The sequence below is a fragment of the Pseudomonas sp. PS01300 genome, assembly GCF_029960155.1.
GTDB lineage: Bacteria > Pseudomonadota > Gammaproteobacteria > Pseudomonadales > Pseudomonadaceae > Aquipseudomonas > Aquipseudomonas palmensis.
This window is the reverse complement of sequence record NZ_JASCPN010000161.1, coordinates 1-287: the sequence shown is the minus strand read 5'-3', so window position 1 is coordinate 287 and position 287 is coordinate 1. Positions and strand designations below refer to the sequence as shown.

Below are 287 nucleotides of genomic sequence, written 5' to 3'. Positions count from 1 at the left end.
GGCTTGACCAGAACCTGGCCACGCTCAACGTCGTCACGCTTGGTGCCGCGCAGCAGCACGCCGCAGTTCTCGCCAGCACGACCTTCGTCCAGCAGCTTGCGGAACATCTCAACACCGGTGCAGGTGGTGGTGGTGGTGTCACGCAGACCAACGATTTCCAGGGCGTCTTGAACGCGGACGATGCCACGCTCGATACGACCGGTAACAACGGTACCACGACCCGAGATCGAGAATACGTCTTCGATTGGCATCAGGAACGGCTTGTCGATAGCGCGCTCAGGCTCTGG

The 287-nt window shown here is 61.0% G+C and carries 1 protein-coding gene; it reads right to left on the bottom strand.

The genetic code is table 11. The features are described 5' to 3' along the window. A partial coding sequence (locus tag QMX96_RS26785) for an EF-Tu/IF-2/RF-3 family GTPase (protein WP_282362733.1) occupies positions 1-287 on the bottom strand: 287 nt, incomplete at both ends.